Source organism: Gryllotalpicola koreensis (genome assembly GCF_039538185.1).
Lineage (GTDB): Bacteria > Actinomycetota > Actinomycetes > Actinomycetales > Microbacteriaceae > Gryllotalpicola > Gryllotalpicola koreensis.
In genome coordinates this window covers 470,412-488,847 of the sequence record NZ_BAABBW010000005.1, presented here as the reverse complement: position 1 = coordinate 488,847, position 18,436 = coordinate 470,412, and the positions used below count along the sequence as shown (strand labels likewise).

The window sequence follows — 18,436 nt, the reverse complement described above, 5'->3', positions numbered from 1 at the left end:
TCGTCGGGTCGTTCCACGGGGTTGGGGGGAGTTAGGGGGTGTGGGCTCGCCTAGAGCACTGGTCCCCCGCCTGGCCTGACCAGGCTATGGGCGCGGGAAGCCCGTGCTCGCCGCCCGCCGGGCAAACCGTCAAGACCTGACAGTCCCGTCGCCGTCCCGTGGTTTCCGGTGAAGGACCACACGCAGCTCGCGGCGTGATCGCAGGCCGAGCTTCGCGAGGATGTTGCGCACGTGAAAGTTCACCGTCGTCACGGAGATGTACAGCTGCTCGGCCACCTCGCGGTTCGTGAGGCCGCTCGCGACCGCGAGGGCCACCTCGCGCTCGCGCGCGGTGAGCTCGGCGAGCACGGCGGCGTTCGCGGGCTGGTCCAGCGCGGGCCGAACCGGCGGAGGCGGCACGGCCGGGCGCTCGTCTGCGAGCGCCTCGATGCGCTCGAGCGTGCGCATCAGATAGGTGCCCGCCTTCAGCCGCCGGAAGGTCGCAGCCGCGAGCTCGAGCTGCTCGAGTGCGCCATCGGCGTCGCCTGAGGCCTGCAGCACCGACGCGTAGTCGACGCGGTCGCGGGCGAGCAGGAAGGGCTGGCTTGCCCCGGTCTGGCTCTTCACGACGCCGGCGTAGAGCGCCTTCGCCTGCTCGAGCTCGCGCGTGGCGAGGGCGATGCGGGCGCGCAGCCGGCTCGCCGCGTGGGGCGAGCGGCTCCACGGCGTCTGACCGGAGAGCGCCTCGTTCGCGATGCTGAGAGCCTCGGCGGTGCGGCCGAGCGCGAGCAGGGCGTCGACGTGCAGCGGCAGCCAGCTCCAGGCGCTGCCGCGGCGAGTGGCGACGCGCGCGGCCTCTGTCGCCCGCAGCTGCGCCAGAGGGTCGCCGAGGGCGGCGCCGAGCTCGGCGCGCATCAGATCGGCCAGGTCGGGGTCGTAGGGCACCGCGCCGCCGCCGGTGGGCGGCAGCAGCCCGATCAGCCGCTCGACGCGCTGCACCTCGGCGGCGTCGCCACGAGCGGCCGGCACGAGGCCGGAGATCGCGTAGGCGGTGGGCAGCGTCGCGCGATAGGGGTCGTCGAAGGCGCTGTCGAGCGCCTTCCGACCCGTGATGAGCGCCTGCTGCCAGTCGCCGGTGAGAAAGAGCACGTGCGCGTACATCGTGAGCGCGGTGTGCCGCATCCAGGCGTTGGGGTAGCCGCCGGCGACTCTGATGGCGCGGTGCAGCAGATTCGCGGCATCCGTCACCCTGCCCGCATAGAGCAGGGTGCGCGCCCGGTACACGATCGCATCGACGGCAGCAGGCGAGTCGGGGGTCGAGCGCAGCAGCAGGTCGAGCCGTGCCATGCGGTCGGCGAGCCGCTCGGGCTCGCGCAGGCGGGCGGCGGCGACGAGCTCCCATGAGGTGAGCCAGAGCTCGTTCTCGCCGGGGCGCACGAGCCAGCGCAGCTCGGGGGCGACGTCGGCCGCGCGGACGGGGGCGGAGGCGAGGATGCGGCGCGCGGCAGCGACGTGGCTGCCGACGAGCTCGTGGTGCTCGTTGACCGCGTCGTACAGCGGGATCATCGCGGCGGCGTGCGCGCGCAGGGCGCGGCCGGTGGGCGAGTCGTCCGGCGCCGCGATGACCGCGAGGGCGCGCTCGATGCCGGCGTCGCGGTTGCCGGTGAGCACCTCGAGGTCGGCGAGGATCGCGTCGCGCAGTTGCGACTCGGGCAGTGCGGCCACCTCGCCCTTGAGACCGAAGACGCGCTGGTGCTCGTGCAGGCGCAGGGCGAGTGTGCCGGCGGAGAGCAGGGCGCGCTCATACTCTGCGCCCGGGGCCGCCAGCTGCACAGCCGAGAGGGCGAGTGACATGGCGCGCTCGGCGTCGCCGACGGCGGCACGGGTCAGGGCGCCCTCGATCAGGTCGGCGACCAGAGTGACGTCCTCGACGTCCATCGCGCCGATGCGGTGGCGCAGCACCGTGACGCCCGTCAGCACATCGGCAGCCGCGCGGTGGATCTCGCGTCGGCGGTCGATCGTGATGCCCGCCGCGATAGCGTCCCCGGCCACGCGCGTGGGCGGTGCGACGGTCGGCACGGCGGCGTCCGCGATGAAGCGCACGAGGCCCGCGCGCTCCGCGCCGTCGAGGTCGAACGCGCCGAAACTGTCGGTGATGCCGAGCCAGGCGGCGACCCGGTTCACCGCGGCGATCGCCGTGGGCTCGCGCAGCACCGCGACGATCTCGGCCGCCGTGCGCACCCCGAGCGGCGCCTCGCCGAGCGCGCGCTGCTGGTGGGGGAGGAGCGGCACGATGCGGCCGCGGTCGAGGTCGACCGCCGCCGGGTGCAGGGCACGCCGCAGGTCCCCGCTGTAGGCCTCGAACAGGCCCGCGATCAGTGTCGGATTCCCCTCGGTGTCCTCGACGAAGTGCCGCGCCACCCGGCCCGCGAGCGGCCGGCCTGCCCGCTCCACGGCGAGCTCCTGCACGTCGGCGGCTGAGAGCGCGGGCACGCGCACGATGACGTTGTTCTCGGGCCGCTGCTGGGCGAGCGAGAGCAGCGTCAGCTCATTCGGGCTCGCGAGCGACTCGGTCGACATGAGCAGCAGCTGCGGCTGTCGCCCGTGACGGCGCATGGCGAAGCGCACGGCATCGGCCGACTTCTCGTCGACGAAGTGCATGTTCTCGACGATGAGGCAGATCGGCGCCTCGATGCCGGCGAGTGCGCGCGCCAGGCCGCGGCCGACGACCGTCGGGTCGTCGGGGACCCCCGGTGCCGAGAGCGGCGTCGTGAGCTGCGCACCGAAGTGGGCGAGAGTGGAGCCCAGCGACTCGAGGAACGCCCAGTCCGACATCCGCTCGCGCTCATCGGCGACCCCGGCGACGAGCGTCCAGTCCTCGAGGAAGCGCACGCAGTCGCGCAGCAGAGTCGCGGGCTGGTGCCCGGGCGGCCCGTAGACGAGCACCGATCCGACCCGGGCGCGCGGCTCGAGGGTGAGCGCGGCGACCCGGGCGATCGCGGAGCGCAGACGCTCGTACGTGGCCGCCGTGGCGACCGCGCGGGGCGTCGGGTATGCGCTCATGCCTTCCCCCAGGCTGAAGTGGCGTGCGTGCGCCGCATCTCGGGCCGCGGATACACGCTGGAAACACAGGATGCCACAGTCTGCTCGTCTAGGTACCCGGCGGTCTGCCCCCCAATTCAGAGGTACACGAAGCCGTCCGTAGACTGGACAGAATGGCCCACCTCCTCGGCGCCGAGTCGCTGCACGTCGAATTCCCGACCCGCGTGGTCTTCGATTCCGTCACCCTCGGGCTGCAGGACGGCGACCGCGTCGGCATCGTCGGCCGCAACGGCGACGGGAAGTCGACGCTGCTGCGGCTGCTCGCAGGCCTCATGCAGCCGGATGCCGGGCGAGTGACCCGCCGCCGCGGGCTGCGCGTCGGCGTGCTCGACCAGGCCGACACTCTCGACCCCTCTCTGACGGTGGCCGAGGCGATCGTCGGCGACGCCGCGCATCACGAGTGGGCCGGGGATGCCAGGACCAGGGACGTCCTCGCCGGGCTGGTCGCGGACATCGGGTGGGATGCCGCGATCTCGACCCTCTCGGGCGGTCAGCGCCGCCGCGTGGCGCTCGCCGCGCTGCTCGTCGGCGAGTGGGATGTCGTCTTCCTCGACGAGCCCACCAACCACCTCGACGTCGAGGGCATCGCGTGGCTCGCCGGGCATCTCAAGACGCGCTGGGCCGCCGGGGCCGGCGCGCTCGTGGTCGTCACCCACGACCGCTGGTTCCTCGACGAGGTCTGCAACGCCACGTGGGAGGTGCACGACCGCATCGTCGAGCCGTTCGAAGGCGGCTACGCGGCCTATATCCTGCAGCGGGTCGAGCGCGACCGGATGGCGGCGGCCGCCGAGTCGCGGCGCCGCAATCTGGCTCGCAAAGAGCTCGCCTGGCTGCGCCGCGGCGCGCCCGCCCGCACCTCGAAGCCGAAGTTCCGCATCGACGCGGCGAACCAGCTGATCGAGGACGTACCCGAGATCCGCGACGCCGTCTCGCTGCAGCGGCTCGCTGTCTCGCGCCTCGGCAAGGACGTCGTCGACCTCATCGACGTGTCGGTGGCGTTCGACCGGCCGATCCTGCGCGATGTGACCTGGCGCATCGCGCCGGGGGAGCGCACCGGGGTGCTCGGCGTCAATGGCGCGGGCAAGTCGACGCTGCTGGGGCTCATCGCGGGCACGGTCGCGCCGGACTCGGGCCGCGTGAAGCGGGGCGCGACGGTGAAAGTCGCGACGCTGACGCAGCGCCTCGACGAGCTCGACGAGGTGCTCGACGAGCCGGTGCGCACGGTGATCGGCCGGCTGCGCGCCTCGTACACGATCGGTTCGGGCTCGAAGGCGCAGGAGCTCACGCCCGGCCAGCTGCTCGAGCGCCTCGGCTTCTCGTCCGCGCAGCTGTCGACGCCCGTGAAGGATCTCTCTGGTGGGCAGAAGCGCCGCCTGCAGCTGCTGCTCATCCTGCTCGACGAGCCCAATGTGCTGATCCTCGACGAGCCGACCAACGACCTCGACACCGACATGCTCGCCGCCATCGAGGACCTGCTCGACTCGTGGCCGGGCACGCTGATCGTGGTCTCGCACGACCGCTACCTGCTCGAGCGCGTCACCGACCAGCAGTTCGCGATCCTCGACCAGCGCCTGCGGCATCTGCCCGGTGGGGTGGACGAGTACCTGCGGCTGCGACGCGCACAACAGGCAACGGATGCCGCACCCGCTGCCGCTTCGGCCACGGCCGCGGTTGCCGCGGCCTCGGCTTCCGACCGGCCGGTCCCCGAGGCGTCCGCCCTCAGCGGCGCGGACCGGCGCAACGCCCAGAAGGAGGTCGCCTCCATCGACCGCCGCATCACCCGCCTGCAGAGCGACATCGCGGCGGCGCACGACCGGCTCGCCGCGCACGACCAGGCGGATTACGTGGGCCTAGGCGAGCTCACGGAGGCCCTGCGGTCGCTCGAAACCCAGCTCGCCGACCTCGAGACCCGCTGGCTCGAACTCTCGGAGCAGCTCGAGGGCTGACCGGGCGCGCCGAGACGCGCTGAAACGGGCCTCTCCGGCAGAATTCCGCCATTACGGACCGTCTCGGCGCGGCATCAGCTACAGATCTCCACCCAGAGGTAGCTGTACCGGTCGACCTCGGCGAAGCCGAAGCGCTCGTAGAGCGCGATCGCGCCGGCGTTGCGGGCGAGTACCTGCAGCCAGGCATCCGTCACGCCGCGCTCCGCACCGGCCGCGAGCACTGCCGCCACCACGCGCTCGCCGAAGCCCCGGCGGCGGCACTTAGGCAGCGTCGCGACGCAGTACAGCCCGCCCCACGAGCCGACGAGGGCGAGACGCGCGACCGAGACCAGCACGCCGTCCCTGCGCAGACCGGCATAAAGGGCGGGCACGCCGGTCAGGATGCGGCGCGCGATGGCGAGCTCGGCCGTGCCGCCGCGCCCATCGACCGCCCACCACACGGCGATCCACTCGTCGCTCGGCGCGTCGGCGATCTCGACCCCGCTCACGGGCGGTGACGGAGAGACGGATGCCGCGAGCACGAGCGTCTCGTCGATCGCACGGTAGCCGCGCCCGATCAGCTGTGCCCGCGCATCGCCGTCTGCGCCCGACAGCTGGAACAGCGGCGGCAGCCCGCGCTCGCGATACGCGTGCTCGACGGCGGCGAGCGCTTCGAGTGAGGCCGCCGGATCGAGCCCGTCGAGATCATCCGCGCCGCCCGCCCACGCCGAGTTCGCCCGCTTGGTCACCCCGCCGGCGAAGCGCAGCCGCCACCCACCGAGCTCGGCGCGCTCAAGCGGAGGCCACGCCGCATCGGCCAGTGCGGCGAAGTCGGTCATGAGAGCACTCCCGCGCGCCGGCGCAGCGAGACGACGGTCAGCCAGACGACGGGTGCCGTGAGGGCGGCGAGTATCAGGAATCCGATCGTCAGGGTCGGCGCCGCAGCCGCCCCCGAGCTCGTCGCCAGCGAATAGCTGCCGCCGGTCAGCAGCGAGCCGACGGTGATGGAGCCGGTCTCGGCGAACGCGGCGGCCGTCGCCACGGCGGAGACCTGCGTCGGCTCCAGGTCGTTGAAGTTCGCCGCGGACTGCACCGTGTAGGCCATGCCCATGCCGATGCCGACCACGGTGCCGGCGACGATCGCAGCAGGCACGCCGACGCGCGTCGACCCCGACAGCACGGCGAGCGCGAGTCCGACCAGGCCGAGGCCGATGAGCACGGCGCCGATCGGCGCCCGGCCGAAGGCACGCGGGGCGCTGCCGACGGGCACGAGGCCGAGCAGCGACCACGCCACACCCGCCGCGCCGACGACGATGCCGCCCGCGAGCACGGTGCCGCCGAGCCCCGTCACCACCGAGAGCGGCATCACGGATTCCGCGGCGAAGTAGACGACGCACGAGCCGAAGAAGGCCGTGAGCGCGGCCACGCGCCGCCGCGAGCCCACCGAGGCGTGCACGATGAGGACCAGCGAGAGCACGATCGCGGCGCACAGTCCGATGAGATAGCCGGCCCAGGCGAGCAGCCCGCCGCCCGAGGACGTCCACGTGGCGAGCGCCAGAGCGGCCACGACGCCGAAGCCGATCAGCGGGCTGACGCGCGCGCCGCCCTCCTGCTTCGGGATGATCGCGGCCGAGCGCCACATCAGCAGCCGTCCCCCGATCACGAGGACGGCCGGCCATGCCATCGCCCATCGCCAGCCGGCGGCCGACGCGACCGCGGCGTTGATCAGCGGCCCGACCAGCGACGGCACGAGCCACATGAACGCGAACAGCCCGAACACCCGCGGGCGCAGCGCGTCCTCATAGAGCGAGCCGAGCGCCGCATAGCCGAGCCCGGCGATGACGCCCATGCTGAGGCCCCTGATCACGTTCCCGACGAGGATCCAGACCATCGCGGGGGCGAGCGCCGACAGTGCGGCGCCGAGCGCGAACAGCACGGTCGCGGCGCCGATGGCGTTCGAGAAGCCGAGTCGCACCATGAGCCCGGGGCCGAGCGCGAGCACGAAGATCGACGACAGCGTGGCGGCGGCGAGCGTCGCGCCGTAGAGCGCCGCGCCGTGCAGCTCGGTCGCCGCGAGCGGCAGCACGGTCGAATAGGCGATGCCCTGCACCGCGGCGCCGAACTCGCCGATGAGCAGCGCAGTCAGCAGCCGGCCGCGCGGCCCGGAGAACACCGCCCGCAACGTCGCCGATGGCAGCTGTGCAGCCGATGCGTCACTCACTCATCCGAGGCTACGCGACAGCTCAGGCGCTGCGGCGCACGTCGCCGGGCGGCTCGATGGTCGGCAGCTCGCGGGTCTGGTCGAACATGTGCGACAGCTCGTCGACATCGTCGCGCGCCAGCACGCGGGCGTCTTCGGCATCGGCGGATGCCTCGCTCGAGCGCTCCTCCGGCGCTTCGCCCGCCCTCGCCTCTGACTCGGCCTTGGGTCCCGCCACCGCCACGGGCTTGGCCCACTGCAGCCGGTACCTGCCGAGCAGGCCGCGGTGCAGCTCGGCGCCGGGGAGCAGCTCGGCTGCGGCATCCGTCACATCCGCAAAGGAGTAAGAGGGGGCGACCGGCTGCGCCGAGGCGAACTCGGGGCGATACATGCCGCGCCATGTATAGAAGAGCTCGAGCGCGCGGGAGTACGGCGCTGAGATCCACTGCACGCCGCGGTCCAGCAGCGTCGTCGGCGCGGTCTGCCCCACGACGATCAGGGTGCCGCCCGGCTTGAGCAACTCGACCACCCGCTCGAGCGCGGGGATCAGCGGCAGCTCATGCAGCACCGACACCATCGTGATGACGTCGTAGCTCTCGGGAATGAGGCCCCACTCCGTGCCGAACTCGGACACCGCGGCATCCGTGTTCGGCACCAGGCCCAGCCGCTTGTGCGCCTGGGCGATCGCGACCGGGTCCTTGTCGATGCCGACGACGGAGCGCGAGACCTCGGCAAGCCGCAGGGCCAGCAGGCCATCGCCGCAGCCGACATCGAGCACATCGCCGGCGTGCTCGGCCGCGATGCGCCGGATCCAAGGGTGGTAGGCGGCGTCGCGGTTCCATTCGCCGCGGACGTCAGAGGGCATGGCCCCCATAGTGGTCACGACGCACACTCGCCGCCAGGGGACACGCCGCAAAGCCCTGGCGCGCCACCCGTGATAACCTCAGCGGCATGAACCGTTTCTGGTATGTGTATGAGGCTCCGGCTGAGGTGCCGGCTCTCTGACACGACCAGAACCCCACCTTCAGCCCGGCAGAGATTTCGATCTCTGCCATTCGTCTTTCTAGGCGTCGGGCTGTGGGCCTTCCGCCGGGAAGGGAGAGAGGAATCGGAATGTCTCACGACATCGACTCGGCAGCGACCTTCGAGGCTCTGCCCACCCCCAACCAGCTCAAGGCCGAGTTGCCGATCAGCGCCGAAGCGGCCGCGCGCATCGCAGGCCATCGCGCCGAGATCGACGCGATCATGCAGGAGCAGGACGACCGCCTGCTCGTCGTCGTCGGCCCCTGCAGCGTGCACGACCCTGAGGCCGCCCTCGACTACGCCCGCCGGCTCGCGCCGATCGCCGAGAAGCTGCGCGAGGACGTGCTCATCGTGATGCGGGTCTACTTCGAGAAACCGCGTTCGACCGGCGGGTGGAAGGGCCTCATCAACGACCCGCACCTCAACGGCACGCACGACATCGCGACGGGTCTGCGGGTCGCGCGCAAGCTGCTGCTCGACATCGTCGAGCTCGGCCTGCCGACCGGCACCGAGTTCCTCGAGCCGGTCAGCCCCTCGTACATCTCGGATCTGGTCAGCTGGGGCGCGATCGGCGCCCGCACCACCGAGAGTCAGATCCACCGCCAGATGGCCTCGGGCCTCGGCATGCCGATCGGCTTCAAGAACGCCACCGACGGCGACGTGCAGGTCGCGATTGACGGCGTCACCGTCGCCGCCCAGCAGCACACCACCTTCGGCATCGATGACGACGGCCGGGCCGCCGTGGTCACGACGCGCGGCAACAACGCGGGCCACATCATCCTGCGGGGCGGGCGCTTCGGGCCGAACTACGGCACCCACAACGTGATCCACTCGGCGCGGCTGCTCGCCCGGGCGGGGCTATCGCCGCGCATCATCGTCGACGCGAGCCACGCGAACAGCGGCAAGAGCCACATCCGCCAGCTCGAGGTCGCGCACGAGCTCGCCGCCCAGATCGCCGACGGCGAACCGATCGCAGGCGTCATGATCGAGAGCTTCATCGAGCCGGGCGCGCAGAAGCTGACGGATGCCGGACTCGCCGGCCTCGTCTACGGCAAGTCGATCACCGACGCGTGCATCGGCTGGGACGACACCGCCGCCCTGCTCGAGGACCTCGCCGCGGCGGCGCGTCGTGCGGCGCGCCTCGAGCCCGTGGACGTCTGAGTCCACGGCGCACCGGCCCTCGCCGGGCGCGCGCCGGATTCCAGCGGAAGGGATTCCGCGCGGCTTCCGGCGTGTCGCGCTCAACACGCCGACGAGGCGACCGAATCCCTTCCGTTAGGGCTGCGTCGGCTCGTCGAAGTCGACCGTCAGCTTGCGCAGCAACGTCGAGAGCCGACTGCGATCGGCGGCGCCGAGATTGGTGAGGATGCCGGCCTCGGCATCCACCAGCCGGGTGATCGCCGCGTCGACGTGGGTCAGGCCCGAGCGCGTCATCCGCACCAGCACCCCGCGCCCATCGGCCGGGTCGGAAGAGCGCTGCACGAAGCCGCGCTCGACGAGCCGATCGATGCGATTGGTCATCGTCCCCGAGGACACCAGCGTCTGCTGGAGAAGCGTTTTGGGGGAGAGCTGATACGGCGCGCCGGCTCGGCGCAGCGCCGCGAGCACGTCGAACTCCCACGACTGCAGGCTCGAGCGGCTGAACGCCTGCTTGCGCGCCGCCTCGAGGTGCCGTGAGAGGCGGTCGACGCGCGAGAGCACCTGCAGCGGCGTGAAGTCCAGGTCGGGGCGCTCGCGCAGCCAGGCGTCGACGATGCGGTCGACTTCGTCCTGGGGTGCCGGCATGCGGTCAGCCTAGCGGCGCGCGTTCTGCAAGACTTGTAGGCGATCCGCGGTGGTGTAACGGCAGCACGACGGCCTTTGGAGCCGTTAAGTCCTGGTTCGAATCCAGGCCGCGGAGCGCACAACGACGGGCCCTCAGTGAATGACGACCGCCGCCTCGGGCGTCGCCACCCGGAAGCTCAGGGTCTCCTCGAGGTACAGCCCGACCGACTCGCCGGTGTGGGCCGCGTACCCGAGCGACAGGTCCTCGCCGAGCTCGAGCAGCCAGTCGCCGCCGCGGGTTGAGAGCACCACACTTTCGCGGATGCCCGGGATCCACTCGATCGGCCCGTCGAGCACCTCGCCGAGGTGGCGCAGCAGCGGGTAGCCGCGGTCGGTCGCCTCGATGACGGCCGTCCAGTCAGAGGGACACAGCGCGAGCGCGTACGGGCCGCCGATGCCGGCCGACTTCAGTGTGGCGACGGCCCGCGCCGCGACCGCCTCGAAGCCGGTCGCGCCGGGCTCGTGCACCAGCGGCTCGTGCGGCGACGACGGGATGATCCCCACGATCCCCGCCTCCTCGAAGCCGTGGAACACCGCCGCGTTCTCGGCGCTCGCGATCTGGTGGGCGGCGAGGTCGAGGGCGCTTAGGTCGACGTCGGCGGCGCCGCGTGTGGCATCCGTCAACTCCGCAAGCGGCAGCGTGAAGTCGGCCCTCAGCTCGGTCAGTGGCAGCACGCGGCGGCTGCGGCCGACGACGCCTTCTCCGAGCGCAACGCTCGGCCCGACGCGCCCGAGATTCGTCGCCGAGTGCTGCCAGCCGAGTGGCCCGGCCACGTCGACGAACTTGCGCGCGCCGAGCGCGACGGTGAGCCGCTCCTTCGCCTCGTTGTCGAGCAGCTCCCACACCTCGTCGGCGATCGGAGCGTGCCTGCGCAGCAGATGACCGGTCATGATGTCCGTCCTATTCGAAGAGATCCGATGCCGAGCGATTCGTCGGGGTCAGCAGGGGGAGACGGGTGAGAGACGGATGCCGGCGAAGCATCCGTCTGCTCCTCAGACTCGCCCAGCCCCACGAGCACCGGCCGCGACGGCACGAAGAACGTCGTGCCCGTGAGCGCGGTCGACACGTCGAGGATGCGGTCGTGGAAGCCCGTGGGCTCGCCGATGAACATGCGCTCCAGCATCCGCTCGATCACCCACAGCCGCCGCGAATAGCCGATGAAGAAGGTGCCGAACTCGCCATGGCCGGGCCGTCCGAATGGCATGTTGTCGCGCAGGATGTCGAGCTCGCCGCCCGCCCCGTCGTCGATCGTCGAGAGCGTCTTGTGCGCGAACTGCGGGCCGGGCGCGTCGTCGAGCTCGACGTTGTCGAGCTTGGTGCGGCCGATGATCGACTCCTGCTCTTCGGTCGAGAGCCGGCCCCAGGTGTCGAGGTCGTGCAGGTACTTCTGGACGACGACGTAGCTGCCGCCCGCGAAATCGGGGTCCTCAGACCCGATGAGAACGGATTCCGCGAGCTCGGCGCCCACCGGATTCGCGGTGCCGTCGACGAAGCCGAGCACATCGCGCGCGTCGAAATAGCGGAAGCCCTGCGTCTCACTCGCGACCGTCGCGGCACCGCGCAGCGCGTCGAGCAGCAGCCGCTCGAACTCGAAGACGAGATCGACGCGGTCGGCGCGAATGTGGAAGAGCACGTCGCCCGGCGTCGACGGCGCCGTGTGCCGCGCGCCCGAGACCATCGGGAACGGACGCAGCTCGGCGGGTCTCGCGCCTGGGCTCAGCCGATCCCACAGCTCCGACCCGATGCCGACCACGCACGACAGGTGCGCCGACAGGTCGCGGAAGCCGACGGTCTTGATCAAATCGTCGACCCCGGCGACAACCCCGCGCGCCTGCTCGAGCGCGGCATCAGAAGCCCCGACCGTCACCACGAGGAATACCGCGAAGCGCGACAACGGGGCGGCGACGCTCTGCGCGTCCAGCGGGATGCGATCGCCGTCGGCCATGGTTCTGAGGCTAGCGGCGCGAGCCCCGACTGCGAAGAGCCCGATGGTCGCCTGTCTGCGACGATGAACGGTGTGACGTCGCCCGATCGCACCGTGTGGACCCGCAGCCTCGCGATGCAGCTCAGCCGCTTCGCCGAGACCGAGGCCGCGAGCTCGATCGTGCTCATCGGCGCCATCGCCGCGGCGCTCGTGTGGATCAACGCCGCGCCGGGCAGCTACGACGATGCGTGGGGCACTGAGCTCGGCATCCGTCTCGGCTCCCTGGACGTCGAGCTCAGCCTGCGCGAGTGGGTGACGCAGGGCCTCATGCCCCTCTTCTTCCTCGTGGTCGGGCTCGAGGCTCGCCGCGAGTTCGACCTCGGCACCCTGCGCGAGCGGCGGCAGCTGATCGTCCCGTTCACGGCGGGGCTCGCGGGCATGGTGCTGCCGATCCTGATCTTCCTCGCCTTCAATCTGCACTCGGGCGGCGCGCACGGCTGGGGCGCAGCGATGTCGACCGACACGGCGCTCGCGCTCGGGCTGCTCGCGGCGGTCAGCAGGCGGCTGCCCGAGCAGGTGCGCACCTTCCTCGTGACGGTCTTCATCGTCGATGACCTGGTCGCACTCGTCGTCATCGCGGTCGTCTACAGCAGCGACGTGCGCGTGCTGCCTCTGGTCGCCGGCATCGTCTGCTTCGCGCTCTTCGCGGGTTTGATGCGATGGACACGGACGCCGGGCGCGCTGCTCCTCGTCGTGGGCGTCGCCAGCTGGGCGTTCGTGCGGGCCTCCGGCATCGACCCGATCGTCGTGGGGCTCGCCATCGGGCTCGTCGCGCCCGCGTACACCCCCGGTCGGGAGCAGCTCGAGCACGCGAGCGGCATCTTCCGCAGCTTCCGCGAGCAGCCGACCTCGCGGCTCGCGCAGCTCGCGGCGACGACGCTCGTCGGCACGACCTCGCCGAACGAGCGCCTCCAGACGCGTCTGCACCCCTGGACGAGCTTCGTGATCGTCCCACTGTTCGCGCTCGCCAACGCCGGCGTGCGCATCGACGGCTCCTTCGCGCGCGCGGCGTTGGCCTCGCCGATCGTGATCGGCATCGTCGTCGCCTACGTGGTCGGCAAGCCGGTCGCGGTGATCGGCTCGACGGCGCTGCTCGCGCGGCTGTCGGGCGGCAGGCTCAGGCCGCCGGTCGGCTGGAACGCGGTGGCCGGCAGCGGCACGATCGCAGGCGTGGGGTTCACCGTCGCCGTGCTCGTCGCGACGCTGGCGTTCACGGGGCCGGTGCTCGGCGAGGCGAAGATCGCGCTGCTCGCCGGGTCGGCGATCTCGACCGGGCTGACGTGGCTCGTCGTGCAGGGCACCGCACGGCTGCCCGAGCAGCGCCGCGTGCGCGCGCTGCTCGGCGACGCGCAGGACGGCGTCGACCTGGTGCCGCCGGTCGACGCCGCGCGCGATCACATCCGCGGCTCGGCCTCGGCGGTGGTCACCGTCGTCGAGTACGGCGACTTCGAATGCCCGCACTGCGGCCGAGCCGAGCATTCGGTGCGCGAGCTGGTCGCCGCAGAGGACGTGCGGTTCGTGTGGCGGCACCTGCCGCTCAGCGAGGTGCACCCGCATGCGGCGCTCGCCGCAGAGGCATCCGAGATCGCGGGGCGCGCCGGCCGCTTCTGGGAGCTGCACGACCTCATGCTCGCCGACCAGGGGCGGCTTGCCCAGGCCGAGCTGATCGGCAGCCTCGAGCGGCTCGGGGTGGCCGCCGAGCTCGCGGAGGACGAGCTGCAGCGGCACGTGCATCGCGCCCGGGTCGAGGACGACATCGCGAGCGCCGACCTCAGCGGGGCATCCGGCACACCCACCTTCTTCATCAACGGGCAGCGGCACTACGGCGCGTACGACGCCGCCAGCCTGAAGGAGGCCGTGCGGCTCGCCCGCGACCAGGTGCGCGCGACGGCGACCGGCGGGCCGCGGCGGCGATGAGCTGATGACAGGCGTGCCCCCGTACCAATACGGTGTGCCCATGGAACTCGGTCTTGAGGGTCGCTCGGTTGTCGTCACCGGAGCAAGCAAGGGAATCGGGCTGGCGATCGCCAAGGCCTTCGTGGCCGAGGGCGCGACGGTGATCGCCGGCGCCCGCCACAGCTCCGATGCGCTCGAGGCGCTGGTCGCCACGGGCCGCGCGCGCGTCGTCGAAGTCGACCTCGGCACGGTGGACGGCCCCGGCCGGCTCGTGGCCGCGGCCGATGGCCCGGTCGACGTGCTGGTCAACAACGTCGGCTTCGCGACGCCCCGCGTCGGCGGCTTCCTCGACGTCACCGACGAGCAGTGGCAGCAGTCGATCACGCTCAACTTCTTCGCCGCGGTGCGCGCCACCCGGGCGGTGCTGCCCGGCATGATCGAGCGCGGCCACGGCGCGATCGTCAACGTCTCAAGCGTCAACGCGAAGCTGCCTGACCCGCTCGTGATCGACTACTCCGCCGCGAAGGCTGGCCTCGCGAACTTCTCCAAGTCGCTCTCGAAGGAGGTCGGGCAGCATGGCATCCGTATCGTCGACGTTGCTCCTGGCCCCGTGCACACCGACCTTTGGCTCGGCGCAGGCGGGGTCGCGCAGACGGTGAGCGCCGCGAACGGCGTCGCGCCTGACGATGTCGCCGCCGGTGCGGTGGCAGGCACGGCAACCCGGCGCTTCACCAACCCGCGCGAGGTCGCCGACCTCGTGCTGTTCCTCGCGAGCGACCTGGCAGCGAACATCACGGGCACCTCGGTCGGTATCGACGGCGGCCTCGTTCAAACGCTGTAACGGCACCGCGTTCGGCGCGCATGCCTGAAAGAATCGGGGCATGACTGATCAGCAGCGCATGAACGTCGAGTCGTTCAACCTCGACCACCGCACGGTGAAGGCGCCCTACGTCCGCCTCGCCGACCGCAAGGTGCTTCCGCACGGCGACGTCATCGTCAAGTACGACGTGCGCTTCGCTCAGCCCAACGTGGGCCACCTCGAGATGAAGACAGTCCACTCGGTTGAGCACCTCTTCGCCGAGAAGAGCCGGAACCACAGCAAGGACGTCATCGACTTCTCGCCGATGGGCTGTCAGACCGGCTTCTACCTGATCCTGCAGGGCGAGCCCGCCTACGACGACGTGCTCACCCTCATCGAGCAGACCCTGACCGACATCACGACCGCGACCGAGGTGCCTGCCGCCAACGAGGTGCAGTGCGGCTGGGGTGCGAACCACTCGCTCGAGGGCGCCCAGCAGGCGGCGCGCGACTTCCTCGCGAAGCGCGACGAGTGGAGCCAGGTCACCGCATGACGGATGCCCAGGCTCCGGCATCCGTCGTCATCGTCGCCATGGAGGAAGAGGCCGCGCCCTTCCTCGAGCGCGCCGAGAGCGTGAGAGAGGTCGAGACCGGCGTGCACGCCGTCCGCCGCGACCTCTCCTTCCGCGACAACGACGTCGTGCTGCTGCGCGCCGGCATCGGCTTCGCCAACGCGGTGGCCGCCGCCGCCTACGCGCGGTACACCTTCAGCGCCGGAATCCCGCTCATCAGCGCGGGCACCGCCGGCGGGCTCGCGACGGGAGTGCAGGTGGGCGAGGTCGTCGTCGGCTCGCGCTATCTGAACCTGAATGCGGATGCCACGGCGTTCGGCTATGCGCTCGGGCAGGTGCCCGGCATGCCGGCCGACTACGCCCCGGAGCCGCTGCTCGCCGAGCGGGCCCTCGGCGCGGACTCGGCCGAGCAGAGCGTGCGCGCGGGCACCATCGGCTCGAGCGAGGCCTTCGTCACCTCCGACCGCGCGCTGCGGTTCCGTGAGGCGTTCCCCGACGTGCTCGCCGTCGACATGGAGACCGCCGCGATCGCGCAGTTCGCCTACACGCACGGCCTGCCGTTCGTCTCGATCCGGGCGATCAGCGACTTGTGCGCGCCTGACGGCACCGAGTTCCTCACCCACGTCGACGACGCGGCCGCCCGTTCGGCCGATGTGGTCGTGGCGACGATAATGGCTTTGTGACCGACAGCCGCCTCGCCATCGTCGTCCTGGCAGCCGGGCAGGGTACGCGCATGAAGTCCGCGACCCCGAAGGTGCTCCACGAGCTCGCGGGGGTTCCGCTGCTCGGCCACGTGCTCAACACGGCGCTGGCCCTCGACGCCGCGCACCTTCTCGTCGTCGTGCGGCACGAGCGCGACCGGGTTGCCGCGGCGGTGGCCGAGCTCGCGGCATCCGCTCGCCTCATCGACCAGGACGAGGTGCCGGGAACCGGGCGCGCTGTCGAGCAGGCGCTCACCGCGCTGCCCGCCGACTTCGACGGCGATGTGCTGATCCTGTCCGGCGACGTCCCGCTGCTCGACGCCGACACCCTGCGCGCGCTCGTCGCCGCCCACCGCGATGGGGGCGACAGCGGCACTCTGCTCTCCACGGTCGTGCCCGACCCGACGGGCTACGGCCGCATCGTGCGCGACGCCGACGGCGCCCTCGCGCGCATCGTCGAGCACAAGGATGCGAGCAGCGTCGAGCGCGCCATCGACGAGATCAACGCGGGCGTGTACGTCTTCGGCGTCGCTGCGCTGCGCGACAAGCTCGCGGGCCTGAGCACTGCGAACGTGCAGGGCGAGAAGTACCTCACCGACGTGGTCGCCGCGCTGCGCGCCGCTGGAATGGACGTCAATGCCGTGCCGACGCCCGACAGCTGGAAGGTCGAGGGCATCAACGACCGCGCCCAGCTCTCCGAGGCGGCCGCCCGCCTCAACGCCCTCATCGTGCGGGGCTGGCAGCTCGCGGGCGTCACCGTGCAGGACCCGGCCACCACCTGGATCGACCTCGCCGTCAGGCTCGAGCCCGACGCGACGATCCTGCCGAACACGCAGCTCAAGGGGGCGACCGTGGTCGCGGCGGGCGCCGAGGTCGGACCCGACACGACGCTGGTCGACACCGAGGTCGGTGCGGGCGCCACGGTGAAGAGAACGGATGCCACGCTCGCCGTCATCGGAGCAGGGGCCACCGTCGGCCCGTTCTCCTACCTGCGCCCCGGCACCGAGCTCGGCGCCGACGGGAAGATCGGCGCGTTCGTCGAGGTGAAGAACGGGAAGATCGGGGAGCGCGCGAAGGTGCCGCACCTGAGCTACATCGGCGACGCCGAGATCGGCGCAGGCGCGAACATCGGCGCGGGCGGCATCACGGCGAACTACGACGGCGTGAACAAGCACCGCACCGAGATCGGGCCTGAGGCCAAGACGGGGGCGCACACCGTCTTCGTCGCGCCGGTTAGAGTAGGCGCGGGGGCCTACACGGCCGCAGGCGCGACGATCCGCAAGGACGTTCCGCCCGGGGCGCTCGCGATGGCCGTCTCACCACAGCGGAATCTCGAGCGGTGGGTGCACGCCAACCGCCCGGGAAGCACGGCCGACCAGGCCGCGCGCGACGCGCAGGGCTCTGCCGACGCGCAGCACGAGGAAGGGCAGGGCCGGTGACGGAGTCCGTTACCCAGTGGGGCATCAAGTCTGACGCGCGGCGGAGGCTGGTGCTGGTCTCGGGCCGGGCGCACCCGGGGCTCGCCCAGGATGTGGCCGACGAGCTCGGCATCGAGCTGCTGCCGACCGACATCCGCACCTTCGCAGGCAGCGAGATCTACACCCGCTTCGAAGAGAGCGTGCGCGGCGCCGACATCTTTGTGCTGCAGTCGCACACGAGCCCGATCAACGAGTGGCTCATGGAGCAGCTCATCATGGTCGACGCCGCGAAGCGCGCCTCCGCCAAGCGCATCACCGTCGTCGCGCCCTATTACCCCTACGCCCGGCAGGACAAGAAGGGGCGCGGCCGCGAGCCGATCTCGGCCCGCCTCGTCGCCGACATGTTCAAGGTCGCCGGCGCCGATCGCATCATGTCGGTCGATCTGCACGCCGCGCAGATCCAGGGATTCTTCGACGGCCCCGTCGACCACCTGTTCGCGATGCCCGTGCTGCTCGCGCACTTCAAGAAGTCCCTCGACCCCGAGACGCTGACGGTGGTCTCGCCCGACATGGGCCGGGTGAAGGTGGCGGATGCCTGGAGCGACAAGCTCGGCGTGCCGCTCGCCATCATCCACAAGCGCCGCGACCCGAAGGTGCACAACGACGTCACCGTTCACGAGATCGTCGGCGACGTCTCGGGCCGGGTGTGCCTGCTGGTCGACGACCTCATCGACACGGGGCGCACGATCGTCAAGGCGGCCGAGGCGCTCAAGGCCAACGGAGCGATCGGCGTCGTCGTCGCCTCGACCCACGCCGTGTTCTCCGACCCGGCCACCGAGATCCTGCAGAGCGACTTCATCGACCAGGTCGTCGTCACCGACACGCTGCCGCTGCCGGAGGAGAAGCGCTGGGACCGCCTCACCGTGCTCTCCATCGCGCCGCTGCTCGCCCGCGCGATCCACGAGGTGTTCGACGACGGCTCGGTGACGAGCATGTTCGATGGGGCAGCGTAG

15 protein-coding genes and 1 tRNA gene are annotated in these 18,436 nt (G+C 71.5%); 9 read left to right on the top strand and 7 right to left on the bottom strand.

Annotated features, from left to right (window positions below; all coding sequences use genetic code 11):
* Positions 1–129 precede the first annotated feature (129 nt).
* Positions 130–3,042 carry a LuxR C-terminal-related transcriptional regulator gene (locus ABD708_RS16845; protein ID WP_344756595.1) on the bottom strand — a complete coding sequence of 971 codons (2,913 nt, stop codon included), beginning with the start codon at positions 3,040–3,042 and terminating at the stop codon, positions 130–132.
* A gap of 152 nt (positions 3,043–3,194) precedes the next feature.
* On the opposite strand from ABD708_RS16845, the gene ABD708_RS16840 reads away from it, so the two are divergent.
* Entirely contained in the window at positions 3,195–5,027 is a 1,833-nt protein-coding gene (locus ABD708_RS16840; protein WP_344756593.1) for an ABC-F family ATP-binding cassette domain-containing protein, read from the top strand.
* Between the two features lie 74 nt (positions 5,028–5,101).
* Here ABD708_RS16840 and ABD708_RS16835 read toward each other — a convergent pair whose 3' ends face one another.
* From ABD708_RS16835 to ABD708_RS16825, 3 genes are read right to left on the bottom strand one after another with little or no spacing between them, the layout of a single operon-like run.
* Positions 5,102–5,845: a GNAT family N-acetyltransferase gene (locus ABD708_RS16835; protein ID WP_344756591.1), complete on the bottom strand. Its 744-nt coding sequence runs from the start codon at positions 5,843–5,845 to the stop codon at positions 5,102–5,104.
* Positions 5,842–7,227: an MFS transporter gene (locus ABD708_RS16830; RefSeq protein WP_344756589.1), complete on the bottom strand. Its 1,386-nt coding sequence runs from the start codon at positions 7,225–7,227 to the stop codon at positions 5,842–5,844. Before ABD708_RS16830 ends, ABD708_RS16835 begins: the two co-directional genes overlap by 4 nt.
* A 22-nt stretch (positions 7,228–7,249) precedes the next feature.
* Entirely contained in the window at positions 7,250–8,098 is an 849-nt protein-coding gene (locus tag ABD708_RS16825; RefSeq protein WP_344756587.1) for a class I SAM-dependent methyltransferase, read from the bottom strand.
* Positions 8,099–8,319: 221 nt separating this feature from the next.
* On the opposite strand from ABD708_RS16825, the gene ABD708_RS16820 reads away from it, so the two are divergent.
* The gene (locus ABD708_RS16820) at positions 8,320–9,390 is read left to right on the top strand and encodes a 3-deoxy-7-phosphoheptulonate synthase (protein ID WP_344756583.1); all 1,071 of its coding nucleotides are present in this window, start codon (positions 8,320–8,322) and stop codon (positions 9,388–9,390) included.
* Positions 9,391–9,504: 114 nt separating this feature from the next.
* Here the strand turns inward: ABD708_RS16820 and ABD708_RS16815 are convergent, their stop codons facing one another.
* The gene (locus tag ABD708_RS16815) at positions 9,505–10,014 is read right to left on the bottom strand and encodes a MarR family winged helix-turn-helix transcriptional regulator (protein ID WP_344756579.1); all 510 of its coding nucleotides are present in this window, start codon (positions 10,012–10,014) and stop codon (positions 9,505–9,507) included.
* A 43-nt stretch (positions 10,015–10,057) separates the two neighbouring features.
* Between ABD708_RS16815 and ABD708_RS16810 the strand changes: the two genes are divergently transcribed.
* A tRNA-Gln gene (locus tag ABD708_RS16810) sits at positions 10,058–10,129 on the top strand.
* 17 nt (positions 10,130–10,146) lie between these two features.
* On the opposite strand, the gene ABD708_RS16805 is transcribed toward ABD708_RS16810, so the two are convergent.
* Together ABD708_RS16805 and ABD708_RS16800 are read right to left on the bottom strand one after the other, a co-directional pair.
* Positions 10,147–10,944, bottom strand: a complete 798-nt coding sequence (locus tag ABD708_RS16805; protein ID WP_344756577.1) for a family 1 encapsulin nanocompartment shell protein — start codon at positions 10,942–10,944, stop codon at positions 10,147–10,149.
* Complete coding sequence (locus ABD708_RS16800) at positions 10,941–11,999, bottom strand: Dyp-type peroxidase (RefSeq protein ID WP_344756575.1); 1,059 nt, start codon at positions 11,997–11,999, stop codon at positions 10,941–10,943. The genes ABD708_RS16805 and ABD708_RS16800 overlap by 4 nt, the downstream gene beginning before the upstream one ends.
* 72 nt (positions 12,000–12,071) lie before the next feature.
* On the opposite strand from ABD708_RS16800, the gene ABD708_RS16795 reads away from it, so the two are divergent.
* From ABD708_RS16795 to ABD708_RS16770, 6 genes are read left to right on the top strand one after another with little or no spacing between them, the layout of a single operon-like run.
* The gene (locus ABD708_RS16795; RefSeq protein WP_344756572.1) at positions 12,072–13,955 is read left to right on the top strand and encodes a Na+/H+ antiporter NhaA; all 1,884 of its coding nucleotides are present in this window, start codon (positions 12,072–12,074) and stop codon (positions 13,953–13,955) included.
* Between the two features lie 40 nt (positions 13,956–13,995).
* The gene (locus ABD708_RS16790) at positions 13,996–14,775 is read left to right on the top strand and encodes an SDR family NAD(P)-dependent oxidoreductase (protein ID WP_344756570.1); all 780 of its coding nucleotides are present in this window, start codon (positions 13,996–13,998) and stop codon (positions 14,773–14,775) included.
* Between the two features lie 40 nt (positions 14,776–14,815).
* On the top strand, positions 14,816–15,286 hold the full coding sequence (locus ABD708_RS16785) for an S-ribosylhomocysteine lyase (protein WP_344756568.1): 471 nt from the start codon (positions 14,816–14,818) through the stop codon (positions 15,284–15,286).
* Positions 15,283–15,987: a 5'-methylthioadenosine/S-adenosylhomocysteine nucleosidase gene (mtnN, locus tag ABD708_RS16780; RefSeq protein ID WP_344756566.1), complete on the top strand. Its 705-nt coding sequence runs from the start codon at positions 15,283–15,285 to the stop codon at positions 15,985–15,987. The genes ABD708_RS16785 and mtnN overlap by 4 nt, the downstream gene beginning before the upstream one ends.
* Positions 15,984–17,444, top strand: a complete 1,461-nt coding sequence (gene glmU, locus ABD708_RS16775; RefSeq protein ID WP_344756564.1) for a bifunctional UDP-N-acetylglucosamine diphosphorylase/glucosamine-1-phosphate N-acetyltransferase GlmU — start codon at positions 15,984–15,986, stop codon at positions 17,442–17,444. Before mtnN ends, glmU begins: the two co-directional genes overlap by 4 nt.
* Complete coding sequence (locus tag ABD708_RS16770; protein WP_344756562.1) at positions 17,441–18,436, top strand: ribose-phosphate diphosphokinase; 996 nt, start codon at positions 17,441–17,443, stop codon at positions 18,434–18,436. The genes glmU and ABD708_RS16770 overlap by 4 nt, the downstream gene beginning before the upstream one ends.

Coding starts and splice junctions, on each gene's coding strand:
- ABD708_RS16790 (WP_344756570.1), top strand. CDS start 13,996: ATGGAACTCGGTCTTGAGGGTCGCTCGGTTGTCGTCACCGGAGCAAGC.
- ABD708_RS16840 (WP_344756593.1), top strand. CDS start 3,195: ATGGCCCACCTCCTCGGCGCCGAGTCGCTGCACGTCGAATTCCCGACC.
- ABD708_RS16820 (WP_344756583.1), top strand. CDS start 8,320: ATGTCTCACGACATCGACTCGGCAGCGACCTTCGAGGCTCTGCCCACC.
- ABD708_RS16800 (WP_344756575.1), bottom strand. CDS start 11,999: ATGGCCGACGGCGATCGCATCCCGCTGGACGCGCAGAGCGTCGCCGCC.
- ABD708_RS16805 (WP_344756577.1), bottom strand. CDS start 10,944: ATGACCGGTCATCTGCTGCGCAGGCACGCTCCGATCGCCGACGAGGTG.
- ABD708_RS16815 (WP_344756579.1), bottom strand. CDS start 10,014: ATGCCGGCACCCCAGGACGAAGTCGACCGCATCGTCGACGCCTGGCTG.
- mtnN (WP_344756566.1), top strand. CDS start 15,283: ATGACGGATGCCCAGGCTCCGGCATCCGTCGTCATCGTCGCCATGGAG.
- ABD708_RS16845 (WP_344756595.1), bottom strand. CDS start 3,042: ATGAGCGCATACCCGACGCCCCGCGCGGTCGCCACGGCGGCCACGTAC.
- ABD708_RS16785 (WP_344756568.1), top strand. CDS start 14,816: ATGACTGATCAGCAGCGCATGAACGTCGAGTCGTTCAACCTCGACCAC.
- ABD708_RS16835 (WP_344756591.1), bottom strand. CDS start 5,845: ATGACCGACTTCGCCGCACTGGCCGATGCGGCGTGGCCTCCGCTTGAG.